The organism is Paraprevotella sp. (assembly GCF_986071375.1).
The window spans coordinates 116,181-137,875 of record NZ_CFQRNQ010000009.1 but is presented as its reverse complement, the minus strand read 5'-3'; the positions used below and the strand labels follow the sequence as shown (position 1 = coordinate 137,875).

Annotated in this window: 14 protein-coding genes; 9 read left to right on the top strand and 5 right to left on the bottom strand. The window is 49.8% G+C overall.

Annotation, left to right across the window (positions count from 1 at the left end; genetic code table 11):
• The first annotated feature begins 98 nt into the window (after positions 1–98).
• From AC5RDV_RS06735 to dnaA, 3 genes are all read left to right on the top strand, one after another.
• Positions 99–1,349, top strand: coding sequence for an N-acetylmuramoyl-L-alanine amidase family protein (locus AC5RDV_RS06735; RefSeq protein ID WP_282748356.1), 1,251 nt, complete (start codon positions 99–101; stop codon positions 1,347–1,349).
• A 14-nt stretch (positions 1,350–1,363) separates the two neighbouring features.
• On the top strand, positions 1,364–2,254 hold the full coding sequence (locus tag AC5RDV_RS06730; RefSeq protein ID WP_008625625.1) for an MlaD family protein: 891 nt from the start codon (positions 1,364–1,366) through the stop codon (positions 2,252–2,254).
• 298 nt (positions 2,255–2,552) lie between these two features.
• Positions 2,553–3,959, top strand: a complete 1,407-nt coding sequence (gene dnaA / locus AC5RDV_RS06725) for a chromosomal replication initiator protein DnaA (RefSeq protein WP_282748357.1) — start codon at positions 2,553–2,555, stop codon at positions 3,957–3,959.
• Positions 3,960–4,016: 57 nt separating this feature from the next.
• On the opposite strand, the gene AC5RDV_RS06720 is transcribed toward dnaA, so the two are convergent.
• Both AC5RDV_RS06720 and AC5RDV_RS06715 read right to left on the bottom strand, forming a co-directional pair.
• Positions 4,017–6,476: a T9SS type A sorting domain-containing protein gene (locus tag AC5RDV_RS06720; RefSeq protein ID WP_282748358.1), complete on the bottom strand. Its 2,460-nt coding sequence runs from the start codon at positions 6,474–6,476 to the stop codon at positions 4,017–4,019.
• 151 nt (positions 6,477–6,627) lie between these two features.
• Positions 6,628–7,368: a nitroreductase family protein gene (locus tag AC5RDV_RS06715; protein WP_282748359.1), complete on the bottom strand. Its 741-nt coding sequence runs from the start codon at positions 7,366–7,368 to the stop codon at positions 6,628–6,630.
• A gap of 315 nt (positions 7,369–7,683) precedes the next feature.
• Between AC5RDV_RS06715 and AC5RDV_RS06710 the strand changes: the two genes are divergently transcribed.
• The 5 genes from AC5RDV_RS06710 (at position 7,684) to AC5RDV_RS06690 (ending at position 14,883) form a co-directional block, all read left to right on the top strand.
• The gene (locus AC5RDV_RS06710) at positions 7,684–10,221 is read left to right on the top strand and encodes an adenosylcobalamin-dependent ribonucleoside-diphosphate reductase (RefSeq protein ID WP_282748360.1); all 2,538 of its coding nucleotides are present in this window, start codon (positions 7,684–7,686) and stop codon (positions 10,219–10,221) included.
• A 5-nt stretch (positions 10,222–10,226) separates the two neighbouring features.
• A complete protein-coding gene (gene folB, locus AC5RDV_RS06705; RefSeq protein WP_415957675.1) occupies positions 10,227–10,595 on the top strand; it encodes a dihydroneopterin aldolase in 369 nt (122 codons plus the stop codon).
• Positions 10,596–11,463: 868 nt separating this feature from the next.
• On the top strand, positions 11,464–11,727 hold the full coding sequence (locus AC5RDV_RS06700) for an OadG family protein (protein WP_282748361.1): 264 nt from the start codon (positions 11,464–11,466) through the stop codon (positions 11,725–11,727).
• Positions 11,728–11,766: 39 nt separating this feature from the next.
• A complete protein-coding gene (locus AC5RDV_RS06695) occupies positions 11,767–13,632 on the top strand; it encodes a biotin/lipoyl-containing protein (RefSeq protein WP_282748362.1) in 1,866 nt (621 codons plus the stop codon).
• 3 nt (positions 13,633–13,635) lie between these two features.
• Positions 13,636–14,883 (top strand): sodium ion-translocating decarboxylase subunit beta, encoded by a 1,248-nt coding sequence (locus AC5RDV_RS06690; protein ID WP_008625651.1) that lies wholly within the window; start codon positions 13,636–13,638, stop codon positions 14,881–14,883.
• Positions 14,884–15,097: 214 nt separating this feature from the next.
• Here AC5RDV_RS06690 and AC5RDV_RS06685 read toward each other — a convergent pair whose 3' ends face one another.
• The 3 genes from AC5RDV_RS06685 to AC5RDV_RS06675 all read right to left on the bottom strand — a co-directional run bounded on the left by AC5RDV_RS06685 (position 15,098) and on the right by AC5RDV_RS06675 (position 19,671).
• On the bottom strand, positions 15,098–16,120 hold the full coding sequence (locus AC5RDV_RS06685; protein ID WP_282748363.1) for a PDDEXK nuclease domain-containing protein: 1,023 nt from the start codon (positions 16,118–16,120) through the stop codon (positions 15,098–15,100).
• Positions 16,121–16,207: 87 nt separating this feature from the next.
• Positions 16,208–18,676 (bottom strand): bifunctional UDP-N-acetylmuramoyl-tripeptide:D-alanyl-D-alanine ligase/alanine racemase, encoded by a 2,469-nt coding sequence (locus AC5RDV_RS06680; protein WP_282748364.1) that lies wholly within the window; start codon positions 18,674–18,676, stop codon positions 16,208–16,210.
• A 5-nt stretch (positions 18,677–18,681) separates the two neighbouring features.
• Positions 18,682–19,671, bottom strand: a complete 990-nt coding sequence (locus AC5RDV_RS06675; protein ID WP_130893378.1) for a GSCFA domain-containing protein — start codon at positions 19,669–19,671, stop codon at positions 18,682–18,684.
• Positions 19,672–19,768: 97 nt separating this feature from the next.
• Between AC5RDV_RS06675 and dxs the strand changes: the two genes are divergently transcribed.
• Complete coding sequence (gene dxs / locus AC5RDV_RS06670) at positions 19,769–21,691, top strand: 1-deoxy-D-xylulose-5-phosphate synthase (RefSeq protein ID WP_008625661.1); 1,923 nt, start codon at positions 19,769–19,771, stop codon at positions 21,689–21,691.
• Positions 21,692–21,695: the final 4 nt, after the last annotated feature.

The window sequence follows — 21,695 nt, the reverse complement described above, 5'->3', positions numbered from 1 at the left end:
CCTTACCTGAAAATCTATTATATTTGCACAAGATAGGCGACAGTCCGTACTTTAAGAAGCACCGAATTGCATTGGACTATCCCTATCTCTATAACAAAATGGAACTAAAAAAGACGATAAAAACGATAAAGCTCCTCTTCTTGTTTCTTTTGGCATACGTCGGAGAGACCCAATTCTTATATGCTTCGGCCGCACCGACCGGAACCGACCGTTTCACGTTGGTCATCGACGCAGGACACGGCGGGAAAGATCCCGGTGCCATAGGCCGTTTCTCCCGCGAGAAAAACATCAACCTGTCTGTAGCAAAAGCTTTCGGCAAATTGGTGGAGGAAAATTGTCCGGACGTAAAAGTGATTTACACCCGGAAGACAGATGTATTCATTCCGTTAGGACGACGGGCGGAAATTGCCAACCGGGCAAACGCCGACCTATTCGTATCCATACATACGAATTCCTTGCCGGGCAAAGCGATAGGCCGGGGAGCCGAAACCTACACGTTGGGTATGGCCCGTGCCGACGAGAACCTGGAAGTGGCCAAACGGGAAAATGCCGTTATTTTAGTGGAGGACAATTATAAAGAACGTTACCAAGGCTTCGATCCGAAATCTTCGGAAAGCTACATCATTTTCGAACTGATGCAGGACAAATACATGGCCCAAAGCGTAGATTTTGCCAAACAAATCCAAAAGGAATTCAGGACAACCGGCGGACGGCCAGACAAAGGCGTACACCAAGCGGGCTTCCTTGTTTTGCGGGAAACCAGCATGCCAAGCGTATTGATTGAATTGGGCTATATCTCCACACACGACGAAGAGGCTTTCCTCAACTCACAAAACGGTATCCGTAAAATGAGCCAAAGCATTTATAACGCTTTCCTTTCTTATAAGAAGCAGCATACGAAAGGAAAAACAACGGGAGCGGAAAAGGATGCGCGACAGGCTGAAGGAAACGAAATGCAGGCCGTAGAAAGCGCTGTAACGGATGCCCCCGAAAGTGATATCGATTTATTGACCCAAAACAGTGATAAGCCTTCAACTTCCGGACCAGAGGAGAAAAAGCAGGAACAACCGGCAACGGACTCCCGGCCTGTATTCAAGATACAAATCCAGGCTTCCACCCGGCAGATTCCCACAGGCAGTTCCCGCTTTAAAAACCTGTCTCCGATAGATTTCTATAAAGAGGGAGCTTATTATAAGTACACGTACGGGGCAACCACCGACTATCAGGAAGCTATCAAAATACGCAATAAAATAAAAGAAGATTTCAAAGGGGCTTTTATCGTGGCCTTTAAAAACGGCCGGAAGATGGAACTCTCTGAAGCTATCTCCGAATATAAAAAGAACAAATAAACGTTGAAAAACTTATGAAATACTTTACGAAAGAGGTTAAAATCGGCTTAACCGGTGCTGTGGCTATCGCTGCACTCTTTATCGGACTCAATTTCTTGAAAGGCATTAACCTGTTCAAGTCCAGCAATTCCTATTATATAGAATTTTCGGACATCAAGGGATTGGCCAAGTCCGGTCCTGTGTTAGCCAACGGATATAAAATAGGTACGGTACGCGACATACTTTACAATTACCAACAGCCGGGCCATGTATTGGTGGAAATCAGTGTGGACGAAAACATGTGCCTGCCTAAGGGCACAAAAGGCACATTGGTTACGGAAATGTTAGGCGGCTGTAACCTGAACCTTTTACTGGGCAATCCTGAAGACGGACACTACGCTCCGGGCGACACCATTCAGGGAGACGACACCAAGGGGCTGATGGACAAAGCTGCCGACATCGTCCCGCAAGTGGAACAAATCATGGGCAAAGTGGACACACTGCTGACCACACTGAATACGTTGGCAGCCAACCCCAACTTGCCAAACATTATGGAAAACGCCCAAAGCATTACGGCCAACCTTAACGAAAGCAGTCGGCAACTGAACGGTTTGTTACGTAACGATATGCCAAAACTGACAGACAAGATGAACCGGATAGGCGACAATGTCATTACCCTGACCGACCACATGAATGAACTGGACCTGCAAGCCACCTTAAGCAAGGTAGATACGACATTGGGCTACGTGCAGCTCATGACCGAGAAGATGAACCGCAAAGACAATACGTTGGGACTACTGCTGAACGACAGTGCTTTGTACAACAATCTGACTCATACGGCGGGCAGTGCCAACAACCTGCTTATAGACTTGAAAGAAAATCCGAAACGCTATGTACACTTCTCGCTTTTCGGACGTAAGAACTAACTTCGAAAAAACAGAGGCTGCAAGGCTTGTAAAGCCGGATACCCGACCAAGGTGTCCGGCTTTGTATTTTCCCTCCCGACCACTCCCTGAAAACCTATCTTTCGGCAAGACAAACACTTAGAGAAAAACAAGCAAAAAGCACAATTTTATTTTTTTATTTTTTATCATTCTGACTGCAAGGGAATTAAAACGCCTTCTGCTTCCCGTCCTTAGCCAAAGGCTTGTTTTTATCGCGGAATATTGCGAAATTTGCAGCGTAGAAGTATATAGGAAGTTCATCGGATAAACACAAAATCTAATGGAAGGTTCAGCGCAATCGTTATGGGAACGTTGTCTGCCCATCATTCGCAATAACGTAGACGAGAAACAATACAGGACATGGTTTAAACCGATTCAGATCATCTCTTTCGAGAAGCAAGTACTGACATTCGGCTTGCCGAGCCAGTATTTCTATGAATTCTTGTCGGAACATTTCGGCCGGCTGATATTCTCCGTAGTACGACGAGTTTTCGGAGAAGGAACGCAGTTGAAATACAGCCTGATGGTAGATCAGACCCATCATTTGACCGTAGACATCGAGCCGGTCAACACACAGCCTTTGACGCCCCGTGCCAAGATACAGGCAACGGGTAGCAACAGGGCACCCAGTCCGTTACAGGCTCCCATGCCTCAGGATTTGGATCCTCAGTTGAACCGGAACTACAGTTTTGAAAACTTCATCGAAGGAGTAAGCAACAAACTGCCCCGCTCCGTAGGGCAGGCCATAGCCGAACATCCGAAACAATCCACATTCAATCCTTTGTTTATCTACGGAGCTTCCGGTGTGGGAAAGACTCATTTGGTAAACGCCATCGGGGCCAAGATCAAAGAACTTCACCCGACAAAGCGTGTGTTGTACGTTTCCGCCCACCTTTTTCAGGTGCAATACACGGATTCCGTACGGAAAAATACCGTAAACGACTTCATCAACTTCTACCAAACCATCGACGTACTGATTATCGACGATGTGCAGGAATTTGCTAGCCTGACCAAGACTCAGAACACGTTCTTCCACATATTCAATCATTTACACCAGAACGGACGACAGCTCATCCTGACGTCCGACCGACCGCCCACAGCCTTGCAAGGCATGGAAGAACGGTTGCTGACCCGTTTCAAATGGGGATTATTAGCCGAATTGGAGAAGCCGAACCAACAGCTTCGCCATGATATCCTGGAAAACAAAATCCGGCAGGACGGCCTGAAAATACCGGAAGAAGTCATCGACTTCGTCTCGGAAAACGTGAACGACAGCGTACGTGAGTTGGAAGGTATAGTCAATTCTCTCATGGCTTACTCCGTCGTATGGAACCGAGATATAGACTTGCCTCTGGCAGAACAAATCCTCAAACGTGCGGTAAAAGTGGAAAACAAACCTGTGACCATAGATTTCATTCTCGACAAAGTTTGCGGATACTTCAATGTCAAGCAGGAAGATGTGTTCACCAAATGCCGTAAGCAACCGGTGGCACAGGTACGGCAAATAGCCATGTACTTGGCTCAAAAACATACCAATCTTTCATTGGCCCGCATCGGTTCGCTGATTGGAAAACGCACACACGCCACGGTATTGCATTCCTGCAGCGTAGTCGAAGACCGGCTGCACGTAGACAAGGCATTCAAATCCAAAATGGATGAAATAGAAAAGCTGTTAAAACAACGATAAGCTTTCTATTTTAAAGAACTTCCGGCGCACCTGCTTCTGCAAGTGCGCCGGAAGTTTTTATTTCTTGATGACCTTGATGGTCTTCTGTATTCCGTCGCGATACAAATTCAAGAGATACATACCCTTACGCAAGTGCCCCGCTTGCAATTCAGTTGTCCCGGTCGGCGCTTCGTCCTGTGCCACGACAGCTCCCGACAATGAGACCAAACGCACGTTCCAGACTTTATCCGTGGCGTTGGAAATGACAATACGACCATCCACAACCGTACGTTCCACAGTCAACAGACCATCGGTCTCCACAGCAGAAACAGAAGAACCACCCTTGGGCTCAAGCACCACTGTCATATAGGTTCCACCGATATAACGATAGACATCGTTTACGGCATACACCTTTTCAAAAGGCAGGTAGCCCTCGGCTTCCACTTTCATGCGGATTTCGTCACCGCGCACGTCGGCCAAAGTCAGATACCCGGAAGCATTCGTCCGGTACACTTCACCATTCAGCGTCACGGTAGCCCCGGCCAGATTGTGTCCTTTCACGTCCTCCACTTCCAGTTCAACCAAGATACCCTCCTGCTTGCGGTCTATATTGAGCACCACGTCGGTCAAATGGCCTGCTTCCAATGTCACAGGCTTCAAATCGGATATATGCATGTCAAACCCTTCATAATTCGAGCCAACGGCCTGCATTTCATACTGTCCGGGAGCGAGTATGACATAAGTTGTCCCGCTACCCTCGAAGTCCATGTCCGTGATGAAATCTCCCTTGCTTAACACATTGCCATAATCCGCCTCCAACCCGTCGGGCACAACGGTATTCACACGAGCATACGACAGCCGACTGAAATCCAACACCACTTTGTCCGATACGCCTCCAATATTCTCATGTACCACATAATCAAACTCTACGTTGTCTACTCCCGAATAAGAGGAATAACTGGTCCAGTTGAAAACATATTCCCCTTCCGGTAAACGGGTCTGAAACGTTGTTTCCCCGCGTTCAAGACGGAACTGCCACAAATTTTCACCCCGTGGCGTACTCACCTCGCACGTAAACGACCGCCCTTCCATGAAATCCGGCAAATTCGCCACGGAGACTTCAACCGGCACACTCTCCACCTTTGACAAATCTATCTCAACTTCCTGCTGTTCCTCCATATCAAACGAACCGAGTGTCAGGAAGTCTACTTGCTGCGTGGCATAATCCTGCCTTTCCAACGCGTAAGTGTATGATCCGGTTTTCAAACCCAACTCTGCCACCCACATACCGGAAAAGCCATCTTCCCCGTCAATCTGATTGAAGCCGGTAGACCAACCGTCTTTCCCACGCCTTACATGGATACCATAATAATGACCTTCTTCCGCCCCTTTCAACTTGAAACGCATCGTCCCATAATCGGAGGAATGGAAAGCGCAAACCACGTCACGGCTCTCTGCCGTATTCACAAGCCCGTGTTCTGCTTCGAAATACATTGGGGGATTGTAAGCAGGTTGCACTCCATACTTATACAAACCATCTACCATGTAAACGGTATAAGGGAAGTCTATATTATTCACATAAAACTCATCATACTCCATGCCGACGGGAGAAATCGTCAAACTTCCGGAGTGTACATCGCCCTCCATACGGAACGTCACGGGTTTATACCCTTTGTCTTGGAAGGAATAATCCACTGTGGTAGTGTTCCCTGAAGCCGTAAAAGTAGCAAAATCCGTTGCAGGCGAAGCCAAATAGTTGCCCTCCATCTCCGGATAATAGTAATATGTACCGGGCTGAAGATATCCCTGCACGCTACCTTGTTCATCGGTAGACAAATCTAAATTCGCTTGGAGAAGAATGACCTCGGCTTCGGCCGGCTTCCCTTCAGCATCTTTGACCTGAAAGGTAACCAACGTCATATCATCCAATTTTTCTGGCGTAACCACGGCTACATCTTCATCCTCTACGGTCACTTTTCCGTTTTTCACAGCTACGCTGATTCCCTCGGGCGTAAACGCAGACAGTTCATAACTGTACTCTTCCGCACGCAGAAATTCACCGTCATCCATCCTTTGCGTAACCACTCCGGGCATAGATTGTCCGGAAGCCGACCCGTCAGACAAGCCCAAATAATCCAAAGTCACAGTATAATCCTCCGGGCTGCCTGACGTGAAACTCACATAATGATAAGGAGAGAAATCCGCATTCACTTCCACCGTCGTAATTTCCGGGTTGCCGAAATCAAAAACTATCGGCCCTTCGTAAGAAATCGACTGGTCCGGCATGTAAAGTCGGATGAAGTTATCCTCGTAAGGATTGTAAGACAACTTGCCCTTGAAACTACTGGAAGTTGCATCCCAGACAAACCCATTCTCAGGCATCCCCTGCCCGTTGAGTTCAAGTTGCAACTGCGCCACGTCGAAACGCTCGGAAGACGACGGGGTGACCTTTATCACCGTAGTCAACTCTCTCACCTCGTCTTGGGCATAAGTCTGCATGCCTAAGAACAAGCACAATAAAAGTAAAATCTTCTTCATACACTTATTTTTTTAAAGTTGGTTTTATACGGCTTCAAAAATACTGAAACTCCAACAAAACAAAAAGGGAGGCAAAGCTTTTTTACCCCCCCCGTTAAGTTTATTTAACACAGAGTAAAAGGCACGCCCTTGCGACGCATGCCTGCGCCCGTCAATCTAAAAACCCCTGACGTTTCAAAGCCTCCAACATGCCCCGGCTCATGGCTTCGTTATCCTTACGGGTGTAACGGATATCCGTGAAGATTTGAGCCAACGTCTCCTTGTGGTTGATTTCCACAAAATGCCTGTTCTCTGGTAATTGTTCTTTCGGCCCGTAATATCGGTCGATGGTTTCGGGAATATAGTCGTGATAGGTCTCTTCATGTACCACAGCCTCCAAAGGCAGACGGTCGGCCTGCTCGGGATGTTCGTCGGGCCATCCGACGGTGAGTGTCGCCACCGGCATCACCAAGCGGGGCAACTGCAAGATGTCGATAATTTGGGACGGCATATATAAAGTCGTACCTAAATAACAAATCCCCAACCCTTCCGCCTCGGCCAAATTACAAAACGTCTGCGTAAACAACAGCGCATCCGTAGCGGCATTCAAAAATGAAAGAAAATTGTCATATCCAGGCTGTGCCTTGCGCTGCTCCGCCCATTTGACCGTACGGTTGAAATCCGCACATACCGTCAGGACCACAGGTGCCTGAGTCACCATAGGCTGATTGAAATGCGCCGGTGCCAAACGCTTTTTCATCTCTTCGCTACGCGTCACCACCACGCTATAAAGTTGCATGTTCCCCATGGTCTGCGTGCGTTCCGATACTTCCAAAAGCCGACGCAACAGTCCCTCATCCACCGGTTTTCCGGCATACTTCCGAATACTTCTGCGGTTCTTTACTGTTTCCATGATTCATTCGTTTTTTACTTCGGACAAAGATACACAAAATGATTCATAATAGATTAGATTTCAAAGGTTTTTATTTCTTAAGATTTTCATTTTTGGATAACTTTTCCGATTCGTTTAAAATGCATCAAACTCATAATCAAACAAATAACACAAAAGAACGGAAAACTTTCCATAAAAAGACAAGATTTTAAGTTTTTCCTTTGGTCATATCAGAAAACATGTGTAGTTTTGCAACGTCCTTCCGGATTGACCGCTATTGCTTCTACAAAATCTGATAACGGAATCCTAAAGTAAACCATTTAAATTCAAACAGTCGTGAAAGAGAAGACTTACAGTTATGACGAAGCCTTTGAGGCTGCCCTTCAATATTTCAACGGAGATGAGTTGGCCGCAAGAGTGTGGGTGAACAAATACTCCATGAAAGACTCATACGGCCATATTTATGAAGTATCGCCCGAAGACATGCACTGGCGTATCGCGAACGAAATCGCCCGCATCGAAAACAAATATGAGAATCCGCTCAAGGCAGAAGAAATATTCGGACTTCTTGATCACTTCAAATACATCATCCCGGCAGGCAGTCCCATGACCGGAATCGGCAACAACCACCAAATCGCATCGCTCTCCAACTGCTTCGTCATCGGTCTGGACGGACAAGCCGACTCATACGGCGGCATCATCCGCATCGACGAAGAACAGGTGCAACTGATGAAACGGCGCGGCGGCGTAGGCCATGACCTGTCGCACATCCGCCCGAAAGGCTCGCCGGTGAAAAATTCGGCCCTGACCTCTACCGGCCTCGTCCCTTTCATGGAACGATACAGCAACTCGACGCGCGAGGTGGCACAAGACGGACGGCGGGGCGCACTGATGTTGTCCGTCAGCATCAAGCACCCGGACTCCGAATCGTTCATCGATGCCAAAATGACGGAAGGAAAAGTCACGGGAGCGAACGTATCCGTCAAGATCGACGATGAATTCATGCACGCTGCCATTGAAGGAAAATCCTACACGCAGCAATACCCCATCGACAGTTCTTCTCCCATGGTGACCAAGGACATCAACGCACAGGATTTGTGGAAGAAAATCGTACACAACGCATGGAAAAGCGCCGAACCCGGCGTCTTGTTCTGGGACACGATCCTGCGTGAATCCGTGCCCGACTGCTATGCCGATCTTGGTTTCCGCACCGTGAGCACGAACCCCTGCGGCGAGATACCGCTCTGCCCATATGACAGTTGCCGCCTGTTGGCCATCAACCTTTACGCTTACGTGGTCAACCCGTTCACGCCGGAAGCCTATTTCGATTTCGATTTGTTCAAGAAACATGTGCAACTGGCCCAACGGTTGATGGACGACATCATCGACCTGGAACTGGAAAAGATTGAAATGATTCTCCAAAAAGTAGACGCCGACCCGGAATCCGAGGAAGTAAAGGGCACGGAACGTCATTTGTGGGAAAAGATATACAAGAAAAGCGGACAGGGACGGCGTACAGGCGTAGGCATCACGGCAGAAGGTGACATGTTGGCCGCACTCGGCCTCCGTTACGGCACGCAAGAAGCCACGGACTTTGCCGTGGAAGTACACAAGACCGTGGCCCTGCAGGCATACCGTTCATCGGTACAGATGGCCAAAGAACGCGGGGCATTTGAAATCTTCGACGCCGAACGCGAAAAGAACAACCCGTTCATCAACCGCTTGCGCGAGGCAGACCCGGAACTGTACGAAAACATGGTAAAATACGGACGACGCAACATCGCTTGCCTCACCATCGCCCCGACGGGGACGACCAGTCTCATGACACAGACCACATCTGGGATTGAACCGGTATTCCTGCCCGTGTACAAACGCCGGCGCAAGGTCAACCCGAACGACCCGGAAGTACATATCGACTTCATCGACGAGACGGGCGATGCCTTCGAGGAATACATCGTCTATCACCATAAGTTCCTCACGTGGATGAAAATCAACGGATACGACACGGAAAAACGTTACACGCAAGAGGAAATCGACGAATTGGTGGCACGTTCTCCTTATTATAAGGCCACGGCCAACGACGTGGACTGGCTGATGAAAGTCAAAATGCAGGGAGCCATCCAGAAGTGGGTGGACCACAGTATCAGCGTGACGGTCAACCTGCCGAACAATGTGGACGAAGAACTGGTCAACCAACTCTATGTGGAGGCTTGGCGTTCGGGATGCAAGGGTTGTACCATCTATCGCGACGGTTCGCGTTCGGGCGTGATGATTTCCGTGAAGAACGAGAAAAAACAGCCGGAACTTCCCTGCAAAAGTCCCGAAGTGACGGAAAAACGTCCGCAAGTATTGGAATGCGACGTGGTACGCTTCCAGAACAACAAAGAAAAATGGGTAGCTTTCGTCGGACTGTTGAACGGCTATCCCTACGAAATCTTCACGGGTATTCAGGATGACGACGAGGGAATCGTCCTTCCGAAAAGCGTCATGAAAGGACGCATCATCAAGAACGTGGACGAAGACGGCAACAAACGTTACGACTTCCAGTTCGAAAACAAGAAGGGATACAAGACCACCGTGGAAGGGCTTTCCGAGAAGTTCAACAAGGAATATTGGAACTATGCCAAGCTAATTTCCGGCGTGCTGCGTTACCGCATGCCATTGGATCATGTCATCAAGCTCGTCGGTTCGCTGCAACTGGAGAGCCAAAGTATCAACACTTGGAAAAATGGTGTGGAACGTGCCCTGAAGAAATACATCACGGACGGCACGGAAGCCAAAGGCATGAAATGCCCGAACTGCGGTCACGAATCGTTGGTATATCAAGAAGGATGCCTCATCTGTAAGCACTGCGGCGCCTCCAGATGCGGATAGGCTCTATGAAAGTGAAGAACAGCCGCATCCTGCTGCCCCGCGTACGTTTCTATGCCCACCATGGCGTGGATCCGCAAGAACAACTGACAGGCGCTTACTTCCACGTCGGGATGGAAGCCGACACGGATTTCAACGAGGCCATGCAGACCGACCGGTTGGAGGGCACAGTGAGCTATGCCGACTTATACGAAAGCATCAAAGCGGAAATGGACATCCCTTCAAAGTTGTTGGAACACGTGGCGGGGCGGATTCTTCAAAGGCTCTTCGACAACTTCCCTTCCATCAGCCGCATCCACCTGACCCTGACCAAGGAAAATCCGCCGATGGGGGCCGATTGCCGCGAAGCCGGGGTGGAAATCGAAGCGGAAAGATAAGGACCCGGACATCGGTATGAACTGTTTTTAGACAGAATATCTATATTTTAGACATAAGAACAAAAGAACATATTTTCAAGTCTTAAAAGGCTTTTTGTTCTTATGTTCTTTTGTCCAAATATCATTTTGTCAAATTGTCACTTCAGCCTCCTCAGAATCGCATATTCCGGACATGCAGGCACACATGGAGAAAAGAAACGATTCTCACGCATTTGCAGAAACCCTTTGTGCCCCCCTGCCACAACTTTTGCTTACTTCTTGCACAAGAATGAGGCATACAACGCGCAAACAAGCGAAAAGCACGTAAGCCCCAAAGAAGCTCCACCTCTCATTGTGCCATCCTGATTTCGACAACTTCCGACCTCCAAATAGAGAAAAAGATGGCGATTTACGTACTTCCCTACACCGGTTTCTACCTGTCGGCGCGCCATCGGGCAGATGTTTTTTCCACATCCTGCGGAGAAAAAAAACGTTTTTTCAGCCGAACGAAAAATCATTCAGCTGAGATTGATTCTTAAAATCCATCAACAAGATTTAAAAGCATCCCGAAACTGTAAAAAAACATAAAGGAAACGAAGTGAAAATTGTCTGAATGGTGTTTTTTACAATCATTCGTTCCCTCTCTAAACAAGCTATTACCTTTCTTTTTGTTCCATAAACCCGCATTTTCGTATCATTTATTTCAAACAGGCTTTTCAGCAACTTCCTGAAAAGTCTCCATACATACCGAGTTCCGATATTGCATTTTTTTAAGAGTATTTTTCCACACTTATTCTTCCATCCCACAAGAAAATTTTGTAATTTAGCGGGCAATAACATGAAACAGACACAAAAGGACAAATTCACATAATAAATTATCACCAAAACAATGGAAAACATAGGTTTAGCATTACAACTCATGGTGGTGGGCATGGTTACGGTGTTCATCATCCTCATGATTGTCATCCAGTTGGGCAAATGGCTGATTCAGATAGTCAACAAAGTAGCCCCCGAAGAAACGGTGGCTCCGAAACGGAAGCCCGCACCCGGTATGGCCACGGCCATCGATGCCCAGACACTGGCCGTCATCCGGGAGGCCGTCAGCCAAATCACCGGAGGCAAAGGAAGCGTGAGCAAGGTAGAACGCCTGTAAGCACAAACAGTCATCGAAATCTAAAAGAAAAAACATACAATGGAAAAAAGAGAAGTAAAATTCAGCTTAGTGTTCCGCGACATGTGGCAAAGCGCCGGAAAATACGTGCCGCGCGTGGACCAGTTGGTGAAAGTGGCTCCCGCCATCATCCGGATGGGATGTTTCGACCGTGTGGAAACCAACGGGGGCGGTTTTGAACAGGTAAACCTGCTTTTCGGGGAAAACCCGAACAACGCCGTACGCCAATGGACGAAACCGTTCCACGAAGCGGGCATCCAGACCCACATGCTCGACCGCGCACTGAACGGCCTGCGCATGAGTCCCGTGCCGGCCGACGTGCGCCGCCTGTTTTATAAAGTCAAGAAAGCGCAGGGCACGGACATCACCCGTACGTTTTGCGGGCTGAACGACATCCGCAACATCGCACCCAGCATCCGCTACGCCAAGGAAGCCGGCATGATTTCGCAGTGCAGCCTTTGCATCACCCACTCGCCCATACACACGGTGGAATATTACGTGAAGATGGCCCAACAACTCATTGACTTGGGATGCGACGAAATCTGCCTCAAGGACATGGCGGGCATCGGCCGCCCCGAAACCCTCGGTAAAATATGTGCGGGCATCAAGGCTTACAAGAAAGACATCATCGTGCAATACCATTCCCATGCGGGACCGGGCTTCAACATGGCTTCCATCCTCGAAGTATGCAAGAACGGATGCGACTATGTGGATACAGCCGTAGCCCCGTTGGCATGGGGTACGGGGCACGCCGACATCCTGGCCGTACAGGCCATGCTGAAGGACGCAGGTTTCAAGGTGAAAGAAATCAATATGGCGGCCTACATGGAGGTACGCTCGCAGATACAGGAAATGATGGACGACTTCCTCGGATTATACTGCAATCCGCTCAACCGTATCAACAACTCCCTGCTCATCGCCCCGGGACTGCCGGGCGGCATGATGGGTTCGCTCATGGCCGATCTGGAGACCAACTTGGAGTCGCTCAACAAATGGAAGGCCAAACATGGGCAAGCCGAACTGACGCAGGACGAATTACTCGTCAAGCTGTTCGACGAAGTAGCCTACATCTGGCCCAAGGTGGGGTATCCCTGCCTCGTGACCCCGTTTAGCCAATATGTGAAAAACCTGGCCCTGATGAACGTCATCCAAATGGAGAAAGGCAAAGAACGTTGGAGCATGATTGCCGATGACATCTGGGACATGATTTTGGGCAAGGCCGGACGCCTGCCGGGCGAAGTGGCTCCGGAACTGAAGGCACTGGCCGAAGCGCAAGGACGGAAGTTCTCCGACACCGACCCGCAAGCCAACTATCCGGACGAACTGGATAAATACCGCCAGATGATGGCCGAAAAAGGATGGGACACTGGACAAGACGACGAGGAACTCTTCGAGTATGCCATGCACCCGTCGCAGTATGAGGCTTACAAGAGCGGCAAGGCCAAACAGGACTTCCTGGCCGACCTGCAAAAGAGACGCGAGGCTGCCGCCGCACCGGCCGGCGCAGGAAGCGCACCGGCACAGCCTTCTACCGTTACCGTTACCGTGAACGGACAATCTTACAAAGTGGACATCGCCTACGGAGAACAAGCCGCACCGGCACAGACATCAGCCGCACCGACGGCACAACCCGCCGCAGCCACAGGCGAAGGCGAAGACATCCCGGCTCCGTTGGAAGGTAAATTCTACCGCGTGAAAAACACGGAAGAAACACCGAAGCAACCGGGCGACCGCGTAAAAGCGGGCGACATCCTGGGTTACATCGAGGCCATGAAGACCTATAATGCCATCCGCGCCGAATTCGACGGCACCATCACGGCCATTTTGGTCAACTCCGGCGATGCCGTGGAAGAAGATGACGTAATCATGAAAATAGCCAAGCAGTAAATTATGGAACAGTTAACAGATATATTCAACAAGCTATACCAGATGACGGCTTTCAGCAACATCATTGCCGACCCGTCGTTCCTCATCATGTATGCGCTGGCTTTCGTCCTGCTCTACTTGGGTATAGTGAAAAAGTATGAACCGCTGTTGCTCGTGCCCATTGCGTTCGGGGTGTTGCTGGCCAACTTCCCGGGCGGCGAGATGGGGGTCATACAAGCGGACTCGCAAGGGATGGTCACACTGGCCAACGGCAGCAAAGCCAACATCTGGGAAATGCCGTTGCACGACATCGCCCATGAATTCGGCCTGATGAACTTCCTTTATTACATGCTCATCAAGACAGGTTTCCTTCCACCCGTCATCTTCATGGGAGTAGGCGCCCTGACAGACTTCGGTCCGATGCTGCGCAACTTGCGCCTGTCCATCTTCGGGGCCGCCGCCCAATTCGGCATCTTTGCCGTGCTGTTGGTAGCCATCCTGATGGGCTTCACGCCGAAAGAGGCCGCCTCGCTCGGTATCATCGGTGGTGCCGACGGCCCGACGGCCATCTTCACGACCATCAAACTGGCCCCACACTTGCTCGGCCCTATCGCCATTGCAGCCTATTCCTACATGGCACTCGTGCCGGTCATCATCCCGTTGGTGGTGAAACTGACCTGCACGAAGAAGGAACTGATGATTAACATGAAGGAACAAGAAAAACTGCATCCGTCTACCACGGAAATCAAAAACCTGCGTGTACTGAAAATCATCTTCCCTATTGCCGTCACGACAGTAGTAGCCCTGTTCGTGCCCACGGCAGTACCCCTCATCGGCATGCTGATGTTCGGTAACTTGCTGAAAGAAATCGGTGCCGACACTTCGCGCCTGTTCGATGCGGCTTCCAACTCCATCATGAACGCGGCCACCATCTTCTTAGGATTATGCGTGGGCGGAACGATGACAGTGGATGCGTTCCTCAACATGCAGACGATAGGCATCGTCATCGGTGGATTCCTCGCCTTTGCGTTGTCCATTGCTTCCGGCATCGTCATGGTGAAGATATTCAACCTGTTCAGCAAGAAGAAAATCAATCCGCTCATCGGTGCCACCGGGCTGAGTGCCGTACCCATGGCCAGTCGTGTCTGCAACGAAATCGCCACCAAATATGATGTGAAAAACCATGTGTTGAACTACTGCATGGCCTCCAACATCTCCGGTGTCATCGGCTCGGCCGTGGCAGCCGGCGTGCTGATTTCCTTCTTGGGATAAGACAGTTGCAAACCGGATAAACAAAGAAGACAGAAGAACATAAGGATAAGATTTTTTCCTTATGTTCTTCTGTCTTTTAGAAATCACTCGCACGGCACCATTGCCTTTAGACAGAAACACCTTTTCTATTCCACGTCATCCAGTGCCTGTTTAGGACTTAAAAACAGACTGGTATTCCATACCCGAAACAAACCGGAACACAGGGGGCTATTCACTATCCGATTTCTATGCGTTTTCTTCCTTTCTCGATTTCTTTCTGAAGTTCTTCGGGAGATGGCAGCGTAAGCTTGTATTTCGATGCGAAAATCTGTTTTGCGTCGTTCAACACAGAATAACGCGCTATCGCCTCGTTCTTTTGGCTGCACAGTATCAGCCCTATCGTAGGATTGTCGTCCTCATTCTTATAAAGGTCATCAAACATACGGATGTAACTGTCCATTTGTCCTACATCCTGATGCGTGAGTTTGCCTATCTTAAGGTCTATCAACACGTGGCATTTCAATATGCTATGGTAAAACACCAAATCTATGTAAAAGTCTTCATCTTCATAGCGCATCCGCTTTTGTCTCGCCACAAAACAAAATCCCCGTCCGAGCTCAAGCAGAAAATGCTGCAAATTGTCAATTAAGGCAGTTTCCAACGTACTTTCACGCAAGGCAGGATATTCATCCAATCCGATAAACTCAAGGAAATAGGGATCTTTGATATAGCTTTCAGGCGCATACGGTTGCAGCTTTTCCGCAGCTTCTTGTTTCACGATCTTCCGGTCAGCACTTGCCAACAGACGATCATAATAAAGTGTAGAAATCTGACGGTCAAGCTGACGGGTCGACCACATGCTTGCCGCCGCCTCGTTCATATACCATATCCGGGCATCGGCATTCTCCACGGATATAAGCCGGCGATAGTGTGACCAACTCAATTCGGGACGCAGTGTGTCCCGAATCGGGAAGCAACGATAGAACTGACATATCTTTCGAAGCTCCCGCTCGTCAAAACCTTTGCCAAAATCCTGTGTCAACCGTTCGGAAAGTTCTTTCATCAAATAGCGGCCATAATCTGCCCGTTGCTTTCCACCTAACTCCTCGTCCGTAATGAGCTTGCCTATCTGCCAATAGGATTGAACCATCGCAAAATTAACAGCAGAGTAAGCCTTTCCGCGCGCCGTGGACAATACATGGCAGATGTCGGCATAGAGTTGTTTGAAATTACTGTCCTTTGATAACTCTTTCATCATACAAAAGTCTTTTTAAAGTTCCACAGACGGTCGAATCTTATGGTACTCCTCACCTCTCAAATCAAAAAGGAACAAAACCACCACATGTCAGTCCTGATAATACACCCTCTTCACCCGGGCACTGACTCCCGTCAGGATTTCGTAGGGAATCGTACCCACAGCGTCGCTCAGCACCGTCACCGGCAAATCATCGCCGAAGATGATGGCGGTATCGCCCTCACGGCAATCTATGTCCGTCACGTCTATCATGCAGACATCCATGCAAATATTGCCCACATACGGGGCACGCTGTCCGTTAACCAGGCAATACGCACGACCGCAGCCTAGCTTGCGGTCCAACCCGTCGGCATAACCGATGGGCAGGGCTGCAATCCTGCTGTCACGCGTCAACCGCCCTTTGCGGCTGTATCCCACCGTATCTTCCTTCGGCACTTCGTGTATCTGGAGAATCGTGGTTTTGAGCGTACTGACATTATGGAGAATCTCATTATTCCGGGAATTGATACCATAGAGCCCCAAGCCGAGACGTACCATCTCCAAATGACGCTCCGGGAAATGTTCAATCCCCGCACTGTTGCAGATATGGCGCAAAATCTTATGACTATAAGCCTGCTGAAGCTGCGCACTGCCTTTCAGGAACAACTCGTACTGACGGGCGGAAAAGGCATCGAAATCGTCGCTGTCGCTCCCGACGAAATGGGAAAATACGGAACGGGGAATCACAGCCGACTGGCGTTTCAACCGTTCCACCAACAACGGCATATCCTTTTCCGGGTCGAATCCTAACCGGTGCATGCCCGTGTCTAATTTCACATGGATGGGAAAATGGGTCACCCCTTCTTTCTCCGCCTCGTGAGTCAAGGCTTCCAACAAACGGAAACTGTACACTTCCGGTTCAAGGTCGTACTCGAACAAGGTCGGAAAACTGCTCATCTCCGGATTCATAATCATGATATTCGCCGTAATGCCGGCCTTCCGCAAGTCCACACCTTCGTCGGCCACGGCCACGGCCAGATAATCCACCTGATGATCCTGCAGGGTTTTGGCAATCTCCACAGCACCGGCCCCGTAAGCCGACGCCTTTACCATACATACCATCTTCGTCTCCGGCTTCATGAAACTGCGGTAATAGTTCAAATTATCCACTACGGCATTCAAATTGACCTCCAATGTCGTTTCGTGCACCTTCAAGGCCAAGTGTTCCGTCAAAACGTCGAAACGGAAAGACCTTGCTCCTTTGATGAGAATCACTTCGTCGTGCAACGTGTCCAACACACCGCTGCCCAACAATTCATCCGTAGAACGATAAAAACATGCCTCCATACCGAACAGACCTCGTACGGCAGACAAGCACGGACCGACTCCTATGAACTTCTCCACGCCGCGCATAGCCACCAAACGGGCCACGCGGCCATATAAATCCTCAGGCGCACCGCCAGCCTGCTCAATATCACTTAAAACCAACGTACGTTTCCGCCCCGCACAATCAGGACGCCGGTTCATGAAGTCGAGGGCGATATCCAAAGAATTATAATCCGAATTGTAACTGTCGTTAATGAGCGTACAACCCGAACGGCCTTCTTTCACCTCCAGGCGCATGGCCACCGGTTCGAGCACGGCCATCCTTGCGGCAACCGCCTCGGGACTCATCCCCAAATGCAAGCATACGGCCAGACAGGACACGGAATTGACCAACGAAGCCTCATCAATAAAAGGAATAGAGTAAGATGACTCCTTACCTTTATATATATAGGATACAACCGTCTCTGCCTCCCACTTCTCCACCGATGCGATATATAAAGGTACATCGCGCCGCTGCCGCGACCATGCAAAGTATTCTCCTTTGAAAGCCGAACGGTTGACGCAACCGGCTATACGCGCATCGTCCATATCGTACACCAAGACTTTGGCATCCTTGAACAACCTCAACTTCTCCAAACACTTTTGCTCATACGAAATGAAATTCTCCTGATGCGCATCGCCCAGGCAAGTGAAGACCCCGATGGTCGGCTGAATCACCGACTGCAAAGCTTCCATCTCTCCCGGCTCGGAAATTCCGGCTTCAAAAAGCCCTACTTCATTTTTCTCATCCAGGTTCCATACGGACAAAGGCACTCCGATTTGGGAATTGTAGCTCCTCGGCGAACGGGTGACGCTCTTTCCGGGCGACAACAACTGGTAAAGCCACTCCTTGACCACGGTCTTCCCATTACTTCCGGTTATACCCACCACCGGAATGCCGAAAGCCTCGCGATGGCGTTCGGCCAAGCGTTGCAAAGCTTTCAGCGGACTGACTACTTGCAGGAAATTGGCATCGGGACAGGATGTCATGTCTTCCGGCAAGCGGCTGACCACAAAAGAACGTACCCCCCGACGATAAAGTTCGGAAATATAACGGTGCCCGTCGTTGCGGCGGCTTTCCAACGCAAAAAACAAAGTATCTTCAGGGAAACACAAAGAACGGCTATCTGTCAGGAGCCACCTGACTTCCACTGCTTCGTCGCCCCACAAATGTGCACCGACCAACGAAGCTATTCTTTCTAATGTATAAGACATAATCCTCAATATTTTAGCAGACTTTTCAAATTCTCGTATGCAGATGTCCGGACTAAGTTCGGGTATTTTTCAGTAAGTCGTTCTAACTTTAACATAGTTTGACGCAAGAACTCCCGGTAAGCCGCCGATTCAGGATGTAGCGGACGGTGTGACAAAGCCTTCGCCACAGCCTCCCATTCTGCCATGAAGCTTCGTGTTTCCGCAGGGAAACAGACTTCGGAAAAACGTTCCCAAATATACTCTACCGCCACCTCGGACGGATGCAACATGTCTGCCGCATAAAACCGGTAATCCCTCAATTCGTCCAACACAATCTCGTAAGCCGGAAAATAGAAGCAACGCCCCCCATACGCCCGGCATAACTCGTCCACGGCCAACAACAGCACGGCTTTCCCCAACCGACTGCCGTGAAAACCATATTTGGCATAACGGTAAGGACTGACCGTAAAAACAATTTGCAAGGACGGATTGACCCGCCAAAGAGCCTCCAAAGCCTCTCCGAGTTCAGCCTTCGTCCCCTCCACGTCCAACTGCCCTTCCGTAAACCATGCCCCGGGTTGCTTATGGCAATTCGCCACCACCCGCCCGTTGTCATGCAGACGGTAATAACGGTTCGTACCCAAAGTAAGAAACAGGACTTTCAGCGACCTGAACCGGGCAGCTTCTTCACAGCGCACGTTTTCCAGACGGGCACGGCATTCCTCCCGGTTCTCCGCAGAAAAAAAACTGTCATTCAACCAACTGTGCCACAGTCCTCCCGATTCGAAAAAAATATCTTCGGGCAACGGCTCTCCGGTAGCCATCGCCCTGCACCACGCGGCTATACTCAACGGATTGTACAATACCCCAAACGGGTTAGCATGCGCATCTAGCCCTGACTGCACCATACGCCGGCCGATATGGTCGGCAAAGCAAGAGCCCAACAGGGTAAGCCCGTCTCCGGGATGGATATCCAATCCCTTCATCTCATTTTCTACTGTGGTACGAAACTTCATATCTCACATTCGTTAAATGTCAAAACGGTATTTTTTCTTGCAAAAGTAAGCAAGATATATGAAATTATGCTAATTTTGCATGAACTAAATCAAGCTGATGACAAACAAAAATACATATAACCTTCTGTCGCAAATCAACATACCGGCCGACTTGCGCCGTTTGCCCATAGACAAATTGCCGCAAGTATGCGAGGAATTGCGCCGCGACATCATCGACGAGTTGGCAGACAATCCGGGACATTTCGCTTCCAGCTTAGGTGTCGTGGAACTGACGGTCGCTTTGCATTATGTGTACGACACGCCTTACGACCGCATCGTATGGGATGTGGGGCATCAGGCATACGGCCATAAGATACTGACAGGAAGACGGGAACGTTTCTCTACCAACAGGAAGCTGCACGGGCTGAAACCTTTCCCCTCTCCTTCCGAAAGCGAATACGACACGTTCACCTGCGGACATGCTTCCAATTCCATCTCCGCCGCTTTGGGCATGGCGGTGGCCTCGGCCAATCAGGATGAAAAAAGAAGGCATATCATCGCTGTCATCGGTGACGGTTCGATGAGCGGCGGGTTGGCTTTCGAAGGATTGAACAATGCTTCTTCCACTCCGAACGACATCCTCATCATCCTGAACGACAATAACATGAGCATAGACCGCAGTGTGGGAGGAATGAACCATTATTTCCACCAGCTCCACACTAGCAGTCTCTATAACCGCCTGCGTTTCGCCGCTTCCCGGAAACTATTCAACTGGGGATGGCTCAACGAAAACCGCCGGAAGCAACTCATCCGTTTCAACAACTCGCTGAAGTCGCTTATCAGCAACCAACAGAACGTATTCGAAGGAATGAACATACGCTACTTCGGCCCTAGCGACGGTCATGACGTCATCGAACTGGTACACACGCTCCGGGTCTTGAAAGACATGAAAGGCCCTAAACTTTTCCATATACACACCGTCAAAGGCAAAGGATTCAAACCGGCGGAGAAAGCGGCTGACATCTGGCACGCACCGGGCAAATTCGACAAGGAAACCGGCGAACGCATACAGACGGACACGAGCAACCTGCCTCCACGTTACCAAGATGTCTTCGGACAGACCTTACTCGAACTGGCCCGGATGAACCCGAAAATCATCGGAGTGACACCTGCCATGCCGTCGGGCTGCTCAATGAATGTCTTGATGAAGGAGATGCCGGACCGGGCCTTCGATGTAGGCATCGCCGAAGGGCATGCCGTCACCTTTTCCGGGGGCATGGCACAAGACGGCCTCATCCCGTTTTGCAACATTTATTCCTCCTTTGCCCAACGAGCCTACGACAACCTCATCCACGACATTGCGATAGAACGCCTTAACATGGTGTTATGTTTAGACCGCGCAGGACTGGTGGGTGAAGACGGTCCCACGCACCATGGCGCATTCGACTTGGCCGCGCTCCGCCCCATCCCCAACCTCATCCTTTCTTCCCCACTCAACGAAAAAGAACTGCGCCTGCTCATGTACACGGCACAGCTCCCCAACCAAGGCCCGTTCGTCATCCGCTACCCACGCGGACGGGGCGTGCTGACCGACTGGCAATGTGATTTTGAAGCCATCGAAGTGGGGAAAGGACAACTTCTCAAAGAAGGAAAGGACATCGCACTGCTTTCGTTAGGCCCCATCGGCAACACGGCGGCAGAGGCCATCCGCCTGTTCGAACAACAACAGGCACAAGAAGGACATCCTCTCACGGTAGCCCACTATGACATGCGTTTCCTCAAGCCGTTGGACGAAAACATCTTACACGAAGTTGGAACGCATTTCTCCCGAATCATCACGATAGAAGACGGAGTCATCTGCGGAGGATTAGGGTCTGCCGTATTAGAATACATGTCCTACCATGACTTCTTCCCTAAAGTAACACGGATGGGACTGCCCGATTATTTCGTAGAACACGGCACGGTGGAACAACTACGGCAAATAGCCGGAATCGACCGGGATGCCATCGTGTCACAACTCCGTTCCATTTCACAAAAGTAAATCC